This is a genomic window from Chloroflexota bacterium (assembly GCA_016219275.1).
Taxonomy (GTDB): domain Bacteria; phylum Chloroflexota; class Anaerolineae; order UBA4142; family UBA4142; genus JACRBM01.
Genome location: JACRBM010000038.1, coordinates 135,453 through 143,985, shown reverse-complemented (window position 1 = coordinate 143,985; position 8,533 = coordinate 135,453). Strand labels below are relative to the sequence as shown.

10 protein-coding genes are annotated in these 8,533 nt (G+C 54.6%); 8 read left to right on the top strand and 2 right to left on the bottom strand.

Annotated elements, in window-relative coordinates; genetic code table 11:
* The first annotated feature begins 201 nt into the window (after positions 1-201).
* The 6 genes from HY868_08660 (at position 202) to HY868_08635 (ending at position 4,760) form a co-directional block, all read left to right on the top strand.
* Positions 202-723, top strand: a complete 522-nt coding sequence (locus HY868_08660; GenBank protein ID MBI5302194.1) for a GNAT family N-acetyltransferase — start codon at positions 202-204, stop codon at positions 721-723.
* Positions 724-745: 22 nt separating this feature from the next.
* A complete protein-coding gene (locus HY868_08655) occupies positions 746-1,045 on the top strand; it encodes an antibiotic biosynthesis monooxygenase (GenBank protein MBI5302193.1) in 300 nt (99 codons plus the stop codon).
* Entirely contained in the window at positions 1,042-1,536 is a 495-nt protein-coding gene (locus HY868_08650; protein MBI5302192.1) for a DinB family protein, read from the top strand. Before HY868_08655 ends, HY868_08650 begins: the two co-directional genes overlap by 4 nt.
* 35 nt (positions 1,537-1,571) lie before the next feature.
* Positions 1,572-2,228, top strand: coding sequence for a hypothetical protein (locus HY868_08645; GenBank protein MBI5302191.1), 657 nt, complete (start codon positions 1,572-1,574; stop codon positions 2,226-2,228).
* A complete protein-coding gene (gene fdhF, locus HY868_08640) occupies positions 2,221-4,410 on the top strand; it encodes a formate dehydrogenase subunit alpha (protein ID MBI5302190.1) in 2,190 nt (729 codons plus the stop codon). The genes HY868_08645 and fdhF overlap by 8 nt, the downstream gene beginning before the upstream one ends.
* A 119-nt stretch (positions 4,411-4,529) precedes the next feature.
* Entirely contained in the window at positions 4,530-4,760 is a 231-nt protein-coding gene (locus HY868_08635; protein ID MBI5302189.1) for a hypothetical protein, read from the top strand.
* Positions 4,761-4,768: 8 nt separating this feature from the next.
* On the opposite strand, the gene HY868_08630 is transcribed toward HY868_08635, so the two are convergent.
* Positions 4,769-5,791 carry a Virginiamycin B lyase gene (locus HY868_08630; GenBank protein ID MBI5302188.1) on the bottom strand — a complete coding sequence of 341 codons (1,023 nt, stop codon included), beginning with the start codon at positions 5,789-5,791 and terminating at the stop codon, positions 4,769-4,771.
* 148 nt (positions 5,792-5,939) lie between these two features.
* Between HY868_08630 and HY868_08625 the strand changes: the two genes are divergently transcribed.
* On the top strand, positions 5,940-6,221 hold the full coding sequence (locus tag HY868_08625) for a hypothetical protein (GenBank protein MBI5302187.1): 282 nt from the start codon (positions 5,940-5,942) through the stop codon (positions 6,219-6,221).
* Positions 6,222-6,308: 87 nt separating this feature from the next.
* Here HY868_08625 and HY868_08620 read toward each other — a convergent pair whose 3' ends face one another.
* On the bottom strand, positions 6,309-6,752 hold the full coding sequence (locus tag HY868_08620; GenBank protein ID MBI5302186.1) for a hypothetical protein: 444 nt from the start codon (positions 6,750-6,752) through the stop codon (positions 6,309-6,311).
* A 469-nt stretch (positions 6,753-7,221) separates the two neighbouring features.
* On the opposite strand from HY868_08620, the gene HY868_08615 reads away from it, so the two are divergent.
* Positions 7,222-8,532 (top strand): hypothetical protein, encoded by a 1,311-nt coding sequence (locus HY868_08615; protein MBI5302185.1) that lies wholly within the window; start codon positions 7,222-7,224, stop codon positions 8,530-8,532.
* Position 8,533: the final 1 nt, after the last annotated feature.

Genomic DNA, 8,533 nt, shown 5'->3' with positions numbered 1-8,533 from the left:
GCGTGGTGTCAGGAAAAACTCGGCAAGTCGGTGCAAGCCCAACGACGCCAGCGGATAAAATTGTTAAAGATTGCGGAACAAAAACGGGATCAACTTCCCGCAACTACTTGAGCATTCGTTCATCAGCCCAGGGTTAGGGTGAGGGTTGGAACTTGGAGGTTGGACATTCGAATCGTTGATCTTGAGCGCGACGATGAAAAGATGATTTTGCAAGTTGCGGAAATTCTCGTCGCGGCGTTCGCGCACATTCCCGGTTATTTGAAAACGCGCGACGCCGCCGTCGCCGAAATCCGCGAATCGTTTGCGCCGCCGCGCATCAGCCGCGTTGCGCTCGACGAGGACGGCAACGCGCTCGGCTGGGTCGGCGGTATCGAGCAGTACGATGGCAACGTGTACGAACTGCATCCGCTTGCCGTCAAACCGAACATGCAGCGACGCGGCATCGGTCGCGCGCTCGTGCGCGATCTCGAAACGCAGGCGCGCTTGCGCGGCGCGGTCACGGTGATGCTTGGCACGGACGACGAGTTTGGCGCGACGACCTTGTTTGGGCAAGACGTGTACCCGAACGTGCTCGATCACATCGCCGCGATTCGCAACATCGGCGAGCATCCGTACACGTTCTACGAAAAATGCGGGTATGTGATTATCGGCATCGTGCCGGATGCCAACGGGTTCGGCAAGCCGGATATTTTGATGGCGAAGCGCGTAGGGGCGTTTAATTAAACGCCCCTACAAGAGGAATGATATGCCCATCTATCAAACCGCGCGCTTTCAGGTAAAACCGGGCGCGCTCGAAATATGCCAGCAGGCGATTCGCGAATTTGTGGACGCGATTCGCGCGGACGAACCGGAAACGCGCATGTATCTCGCGCTGAATCAGGACGATGATCCCACGCGATTTTTGCACGTGTTCATTTTCGAAAATGACATCGCGCGGGATCGCCACGCGAATTCTGCGGCGGTCAAAAAATTCACCGCGATTCTGTACCCGAATTGTGTCGCGCCCGTTGCGTTCACCGAGTACACATTCGTCGCAGAAAAATGAAACAACCGCGACTCACACTCGACGAACGACTCGAACTCGCGTGGCGCGAGTGGAACGACGCGCTTGCCGGACTGGACGACGCCGATTTCGAGCGAATGGTGTACCACAAGTGGAATTTGAAAGATGTGCTGGGACACGTATTCGCGTATCTCGATCTCGCGCTGAAGCACGTCCGGTCGTACAAAAAACGCAAGCGGCTCGCCTCGCCGCGCGCACCGTCGTACTCGTTCTTCAATCGTCGCGAAGCCGAACGCTTGCGCGATGCGCCGCTCGCGCAACTGCGCGCCGACTTGGACGCCGCGTATCGCGAGTTGGTCGCGCTTGTGCCGACGTTGAGCGCGGACGATTTGAAGAAACAGTTTCCCGCGCAGTGGACGAACTCGAAATACAAAACGACTTTGCGTTATCAACTGCGCGAGACCGCCGAGCACATGCGGATTCACGCGGGTGAAGTAAAAGCGTGGAGGAAACACAATCGTGTTAGATCATAAATACTACCTTATTTCGCGAAATGGGGAGACCTAGAATGAATACGATTAGCAGTCCTACACGGAAACTTTATCGACATCTAAGATCTGAGACAATTCAAATCTTCTATAGGTGGAAGGTTTATCGTCAGTTGTTTTCATCTCCAGAAGTGATTGGTCTTCTTGACAAGTCTGCACGCAGGCTGTTTTTAACTTTGCAATATGATCTTCTTGATGCAATTGCGTTGGCGCTTGGCCGTTTAACCGACCGATCGGAAACACGGCTGAGAAATAAAGTTGAACGTAATGCTTGTCTGCAACAACTTGTTGAATCATCTGAAGTGGTTGGGGATTTATCACTTGAGCAAAAGATCAACCAACATCTCACTGCGGTGAGAGCTAAATGTAAACGCATCGACATATGGCGTAACAAATGGGCAGCGCATCGAGATTACCAAGCTGCAGTAAAACTGGATCCGAATTGGAAAATCGGTTTTTCCCCGGCTGAAGTCAATGGCGCTTTGTCCGAATTATGCGCATTCATGAATGAATTTGAAGGTTGTTTTCGAGATTCGGAGAGAGAGTTTGTTTCCATAGAAGAACTAAAGGATTTCGAGGATCACAAAATTTATCCGCCTACTCCGTACGATCAATTGGAATTTGACGATGATGGAGAGACATTACTTGAATTGTTGAGGAAGGCAACAAATGCATGACAAGAATACAATCATCCCCACCACCTGCCCGTTCTGCGGCGTGGGGTGCCGGCTCGATTTGCATATAACTGGAAATCAAATCACACACGTGACAACGCCTTACGATCACGTTGTCAGTCGCGGCAACTTGTGTGTGAAGGGAAGATTCGGCTGGGATTTCATCTATCATCCGAATCGCGTTTTGAAGCCGTTGATTCGCATAGAATTGCAACGCGCCGGACATCGCGTGCAAGCGAATCGCGACCGCGAAGCGTGGCGAGAGGCGACCTGGGATGAAGCGCTCGATCTCGTCGCGGATCGTTTCGCCGCGACCGTAAAGGATCACGGCGCAGATGCGACGGCGGTGTTTTGTTGCGCGAAAGCGACAAACGAAGACAATTACGTTTTGCAAAAAATGTTCCGCGCGGTCATCGGCACGAACAACATTGACCACTGCACGCGCCTGTGCCACGCGGGAAGCGTCGTCGCGTTGCAAATGGCGCTTGGTTCGAGCGCGATGAGCAACACCGCGAGCGAGGTGTACGACAGCGATGTGATCATCATTACTGGCTCGAACACCGCCGAAACGCATCCGATCATCGCGTTGCAGATGAAAGAGGCGGTCAAGCGCAACGGTTTGCAGATCATTGTTGCCGACCCGCGCCGTGTCGAGATGGTGAATTTTAGCGCGCTGTGGCTGAATCAAAAACCTGGGACGGATGTGCCGCTCTTTTCCGCGATGGCGAACGTGATTCTCGCGGAGAATTTGCACAACAGAAAATTCATCGCGGCGCGCACCGAGAATTTCGATGCGTTCGCAAAATCCATGCGCGATTTCACGCCCGAGTACGCCGAGCGCATCACCGGCGTCCCGCGCGACGACATTGTGCGCGCGGCGCGCATGTACGCGAACGCAAAACGCGCGGCGATCTATTGGGCGCTCGGAATTCCGGAACACACGCACGGAACGGAGAATGCGCTCGCGCTGATTCACTTGGCGTTACTAACGGGGCACATTGGAAAAAAGGGAACTGGGCTAAACCCACTGCGCGGGCAAAACAATGTGCAAGGCGCGTCGGACGCCGGCGCGATGCCCTGGGATTATCCCGGTTATCAAAAAGCCGACGACCCGGCTGTCGTCGAAAAATTTCGCGCGGCGTGGGGCAACACGCCACCGGCGAAACGCGGTTTGAGCACGACGGAGATCGCGAACGCATGGGAAACCGGCGCGGTCAAGGCGATGTACATCATGGGCGAGAATCCGCTGATGAGCGAGCCGAATCTGCGCCACGCGCATCGCGCGATTGAGCATCTCGAATTTCTCGTATGCCAGGATTTGTTCATCAACGAGACCGGACGTTACGCGGATGTGATTTTACCGGGCGCGAGTTGGGCGGAGAAGGACGGCACGTTCACGAACACGGATCGTCGCGTGCAACTTGTTCGCAAAGCGTTTGAACCGTTTGGCGATTCGCGCGCGGATTGGCAAATTGTGTGCGAGGTCGCGAAACGACTCGAAGCGAAACTTGGTCGCACGCGTTCCGCGTTTTGGGATTACGCGCATCCGTCCGAAATTCTCGATGAGATGGGTCGGCTCGTGCCGGCTTACGCGGGCATCACGTACGACCGACTTGAGGGCGACGGTTTGCAGTGGCACGTACCGAACCGCGAGCATCCCGGCACGCCGTTCTTGTTTGAAAACGAATTTCCACGCGGGCGCGCGAAATTTTTCCCGCTCGTGTACGAACCGAGCAAGGAACAACCGGACGACGCGTACCCATTCATTCTCACGACCGGGCGCGTGTTGTATCACTGGCACGGCGGCACACAAACGCGCAACTCGATTCTCGATTTCGCGCAACCCGAAGCGCTCGTCGAGATCAATCCCACCGATGCCGCGCGGCTCGCGGTGCGCGAGGGCGACCCGGTGCGCGTCTCATCGCGGCGCGGCGCGATTGTGCTGCGCGCGCGTGTCACCGACAAGGCATCGCGCGGTGTCGTGTTCATTCCGTTCCACTTTGCCGAAGCCGCGGCGAATATGTTGACGATTGACGCAATTGATCCGCAAGCGAAAATTCCGGAGTACAAAGTTTGCGCGGTCAAGATCGAACCCTGGAAATTGGAAATTGGAAATTGGACGTTGGATGAGGCGAATCCTAATTCCCAATTTCCAACTTCCAACATCGAGCATTCGACGAAATGAACACCATCTATCTTCGCGCCACCTGAAGCACGTGCCGCAACGCGCAAGAGTTTCTTGCGGACAACCAGATTGAGTACGCGAAACGCGATTTCTTCAAAGACCCGTTCACGGCGGACGAGTTGCGCGCGTTGTTCCAATCGCTCGGCATCACGCCGCGCGAGGCGATCTCGACCAAGAGTCCGGCATTTCGCGCGATGAAACTCGTGCTCGAAAAATTGAGCGACGAAAAGATCATCGCGCTGATGGTCAAAGAACCGCGTTTGATTCGTCGTCCGCTTATCGTGATGGACCAGCAACCGTACACCTTCCAGAGCGCCGGCAAGATCGTGCCGTTCGTTCATGGCGAGTGATCTGGAAATCAATGCGCCGAAATTCGCGCCAGGTTGTTGGTATTCGATTCGGTGAACCAGATTTGACCGCTCGACCCAATCGCGATGGTATGCACTCCACTGGTGGGTGTCAGCACAGAGAACTCGGCGAACGCCCCGGTAGTTGGATTGATGTGTGCGATTTGATTCGCGCCGGTTTCGATGAACCACAGATTGCCATCTGGACCGGTTGTAATGCTGTACGGTACGCTGTTGGCGGTCGGAATGGCAAACTCGGTGATCGCGCCGCGCGGTGTAATGCGCCCGATCTTGTTGTTGCCGAGTTCCGTGAACCATAGATTGAGGTCTGGTCCTAACGTGATCGCGTACGGATCGCTATTCGAATCGGGAAGCGGAAACTCGGTGAGCGTACCGTCTAAAGTGATTCGCCCGATTCGATTGCCGAGCAGTTCGGTAAACCACAGATTCCCATCCGCGCCGAGCACGATATTAGATGGCATACTATTCGGGGTCGCGATGACAAACTCGACGATGGTCCCTGTCGTCGGATTGATGCGTCCGATTTTGTTGCCCATGCTCTCCGTGAACCACAGAGTGCCATCCAGCGCGCGTGTGATGCCAAGCGGGTACGCGCCAACGGTTGGCAGCGCAAACTCTACGATATTGCCATTCACCAAATTGATGCGCCCGATTTTGTTGGCGGCAAATTCGGTGAACCACACATAACCGTCCAGCCCTTGCGCGATTCCCGCCGGCGCGCTGTTGGCAGTCGGGATTGGGAATTCGGCGATCACCCCGCGTGCGTCAATGCGCCCGATTTTGTTGCCGAGGTTTTCCGTGAACCAGAGGCAACCATCCGCCGCCAGCACGAGCGCCGTGGGACGACTATCGAAGGTTGGAACTGGGAACGCGCTATAAACGATATTCGTTTTGCTTGTCTTCGCGCCGGTTATCGTTGATTCTCCCGGGGCGCTTGGCGCATCGAAGGTCACGCCCAACATACTGGGCAACATCACGAGCGCACCCATCGCGATTAGAAATTGCTTGAACATTTTTCACCTCCGCGTTTTGAAAACCCATTGACGCCACCGGACTCTCAGGTTATACTTGGAAACACGAGAGCACGCCGAATGGTTATCGCTTGCTTTCACTCACGCGCACTTGCGCGAAACCGAAAGATCGGCAATCAAGGAGCCAAGGATGGACAACTCATCGAATCACCCGATGCGATTGGAAACGCGACACGCGACCGGCGCAGAAGAATGGTTGTGTGATACGTGTGGGCGGCGATTCGTTCTCCAGTTGCCCCCCGCCTATAAAAAGATCGTCCTGGTACGTGGCGACGAAAACGTTTCTCACACCGGGGGCACTGGTGGACTACGGATTGAATCGGCGCGACCAACACCAAAGCACGATGACGATATTTCGAACGACGATCTCAGTCTGTGGCGCGATGGACTGGCAGATATTGACTTGACGTAGCGCGCGGTTTCTGTCTTGCCGGGCATGTTGCTGATCCTGCCCAAATGTGGTGAAGCAGGATCAGCAACAGAGCAGTGAACTTCATACTTAGGCGAACTTGAAGATTTGGATCACCGGACCCTCGGCGAAAGCCGCCATGCGCTTGGGCACACCCAGGTTGCTATAGTTCACGAGCACCGTGAGCTTGTAGGCGCCGGGTTCCAACTTTTGCGCGGGAACGGTGAGTGTCGTCGTATAGCTGCGCGGGCTGGTTGCCGGCTGATTGCTCAAGGGAACGGTCTGGGTGTCAAGCACCGCTTCTTGCCCAGGTCCGATTGACTCGGCAACGGCGCTGATGGACCATTCGCCGCCTAAACTTCCCACATCCTGCCTGCCGCTCTGATCCTTGCCGGTCAGAGTCCAGTCAACCTTGATGAACCAATCGCGATTGTACTCAAGCACGCGATTTGGATCTTGGTCGGCATCAATGACCTGAAGTCCGATGACGCCTTCCATGTGTTCAGGGTCCAGGGTATCAAACGTGTGTGGCATTTTTTCCTCCGCTATTTGGTTTGTCTCAGTTTTCAACTGAGAATGGTTTATCTACTCTTCTCCGCTCTCACTGAACGGCAACGTTGTCCGCTTCAAGCCGAATTGGTCAATAAGACTTGTGCCGTGGCTTTATCAGCACAACGATTGACATCTGGCAATTACGTCACCAGCATCACCTCCTTCGTGATTCAAGCGCACGCATCGTTTCCGTTCCGATTCCGTCATGCGCTTGCGATTCTCGGTCAACCGATTTTTACCAGTCCGTCGGTCTTTCAATCGGGATTGTAATGCCTCGGCGTCAAATAAGTGTGAAATTTTTGCGGCGCGCGCGTAAAGAAAGGAGGAATTTTAGAATTGGTTGTCGCGTTGGTCGAAAAACGGTTCAATCAAATTTGATGCTTTTTTGACGCGGGGTGAGTAGAATCGGGACAAACGAATTTGAATTGCCAATTGGCTAAGGAGGTTAACCATGGCAACGAATGGTACCGATAAATTCCAAGTGTGGGAAGAGCGCTGGCGCGCGCTCAATCGCGCGATGGATGAAACGCAGAAACTATACCAAGTCATCCCCGTGGCTAGATTTCCCCGCAAGGGCACTATCTGCGATTTGTTCCGGAGACTGCAAAGTTTCGCTTGCGGTCAGTTCGATTACTTTTTCTCCGGTTTTAAGAATAACACGCTCGCTCGATCGGATGCGTTTCCGCCTGAGCACGTTCTCGCCGTGATCCTTGACCAGGTCGGCTACGATCTGGATGTCATCGAGCGCGTCGCCGCGCAACGATTGACCGGAACCCAGCGCGAGATCGAGACATTGATGGACACGGATAAACTAGCGTGGCTTGCTCTTAAACCGGCAATCGGTACGATGCTTGGGGAAGATACTTCGGTGCTAACTTATTTTCGAAAATCACCCAACATTCGCGTTGTCCCGTACGCGCATATCGCCATCATTGGCGTGCCGTACAGTTGTACCACGACCCCCATTGACTTGCTGGCGATCCCGCATGAAGTTGGACACTATGTCTTTTGGCATCGCGACAGAGGGCAAGCCGGGGCATTCAGAAATTCCATCGTCGCCGATAAGAACCCGGTCAGCGCATGGCGCGAGGAGATCTTTGCCGACGTTTATGGTTGTCTCGTCGCCGGTCCAGTGATCGCGTTCGATTTTCAAGAACTCGCGAAGCAGTATTCGCGCGATGACTTTGTGTCGCTGAATGATGGTGAACATCCCACCCCATTCTTGCGACCACAGATTTACCACAAAGTGCTTAAAAGGCGCGGGGACGATGGCAACCAGTGGGCTGCCAAAGCGGAAAATCTCGAAAAACGCTGGAAGATCGAACGCGGGGAACGCACAAAAAATGTGGGAGTATCTCACGTCAAGGTGGGGCGGGATCAGATTCCGGTTGACGATGTGGTGCAGGCAGGCGCACTGCTGAATGCAGCCAAGCCGGTGGACTATATCGTCAGCCAGGCACTGGCGGAACTACAGGGTGTGCAATCGGATTGGTCGGGAGATGTGGCAGACCAAGACGTTGCGAAACTGGGTGAGGAATTCACAATGCGCTACCATGACCTTTTGCAACGTGTTGACGCGCTGCCGCCCGATCCTGATCCCAGTGCAGATGTGACAAATGTATGGAACGATTGGAAGAAACGGTTGAGCGATCTGCCAAGATCAATCACGACGCAAACCAGCGAAGAACCGGAATGGAAGCCCGTGTTTGCCGCCGCCGGCTGGACGACCGAGGGACCCGAGGATGAACCGGCTCAGGGCTAGA

Bases quoted from the DNA above. Each gene is read 5' to 3' on its own strand.
- HY868_08660 (MBI5302194.1), top strand. From the start codon at position 202: ATGATTTTGCAAGTTGCGGAAATTCTCGTCGCGGCGTTCGCGCACATT.
- HY868_08655 (MBI5302193.1), top strand. From the start codon at position 746: ATGCCCATCTATCAAACCGCGCGCTTTCAGGTAAAACCGGGCGCGCTC.
- HY868_08650 (MBI5302192.1), top strand. From the start codon at position 1,042: ATGAAACAACCGCGACTCACACTCGACGAACGACTCGAACTCGCGTGG.
- HY868_08645 (MBI5302191.1), top strand. From the start codon at position 1,572: ATGAATACGATTAGCAGTCCTACACGGAAACTTTATCGACATCTAAGA.
- fdhF (MBI5302190.1), top strand. From the start codon at position 2,221: ATGCATGACAAGAATACAATCATCCCCACCACCTGCCCGTTCTGCGGC.
- HY868_08630 (MBI5302188.1), bottom strand. From the start codon at position 5,791: ATGTTCAAGCAATTTCTAATCGCGATGGGTGCGCTCGTGATGTTGCCC.
- HY868_08625 (MBI5302187.1), top strand. From the start codon at position 5,940: ATGGACAACTCATCGAATCACCCGATGCGATTGGAAACGCGACACGCG.
- HY868_08620 (MBI5302186.1), bottom strand. From the start codon at position 6,752: ATGCCACACACGTTTGATACCCTGGACCCTGAACACATGGAAGGCGTC.
- HY868_08615 (MBI5302185.1), top strand. From the start codon at position 7,222: ATGGCAACGAATGGTACCGATAAATTCCAAGTGTGGGAAGAGCGCTGG.